Genomic DNA, 1016 nt, shown 5'->3' on the forward strand with positions numbered 1-1016 from the left:
GTGTCCAATAGACGGCGGATCCGATGATCAAGGAGACGCCTGATGAGTGAGACCATCACCGAGCACGAGGCCGTCGAGGAGCCGGTCGCTGAGCCGGCCACGGAGGCGGTATCGGACGAGCAGTTGATCGGGATGCTGGTCGACCGTGCCCGGTCGGACGGACTGCAGCTGACTGGCGAGGGCGGGCTGCTGCAGCAGCTGACGAAGCGGGTGCTGGAGTCCGCCCTGGAGGGCGAGATCACTGATCACGTCGGCTACGAAAAGCACGACGTGACGGGCCGGAACAGCGGCAACAGCCGCAATGGCACCCGTGCCAAGACCGTGCTGACGGACGTCGGCCCGGTCGAGGTGAAGGTGCCCCGCGACACCGCCGGCACCTTCGAGCCACAGATCGTCCGCAAGCGGCAACGCCGTCTGACCGGCGTGGACGAGATGGTGCTCTCGCTGTCCGCGAAGGGCCTCACGCACGGCGAGATATCCGCGCATCTGGCCGAGGTGTACGGGGCGGACGTCTCCAAGCAGACCATCACCACGATCACGGACAAGGTGATGGAGGGCATGGCCGAATGGCAGTCGCGTCCGCTGGATCGCGTCTATCCCGTGGTCTTCGTGGACGCCATCAACGTGAAGATCCGCGACGGCCAGGTCGCCAACCGCCCGATCTACATCGCGATGGCCGTGACCGTCGAAGGAACCCGCGACATCCTCGGCATCTGGGCCGGTGACGGCGGCGAGGGCGCCAAACACTGGCTCCAGGTCTTCACCGAGCTCCGCAACCGCGGCGTCGAGGACGTCCTCATGCTCGTCTGTGACGGACTGAAGGGCTTGCCGGACGCGGTCGAGGCGGTCTGGCCTCGAACTGTGGTGCAAACCTGCATAGTTCATCTCATTCGGAACAGCATCCGTTACGTCGCCCGGCAGGACTGGGACAAGGTCGCCAAGGACCTCAAGCCCGTCTATACGGCTCCGGGCGAGGCCGCCGCCACCGAGCGGTTCCTGGAGTTCTCCGAGAAGTG

Annotated in this window: 1 protein-coding gene; it reads left to right on the forward strand. The window is 65.7% G+C overall.

Annotated features, from left to right (window positions below; genetic code table 11):
- Window positions 1–42 precede the first annotated feature (42 nt).
- Window positions 43–1016: IS256 family transposase (locus IG74_RS0144755; protein WP_030689628.1), on the forward strand; the 974-nt coding region annotated here is incomplete at its 3' end.

The organism is Streptomyces sp. NRRL B-1347, assembly GCF_000720325.1.
Lineage (GTDB): Bacteria > Actinomycetota > Actinomycetes > Streptomycetales > Streptomycetaceae > Streptomyces.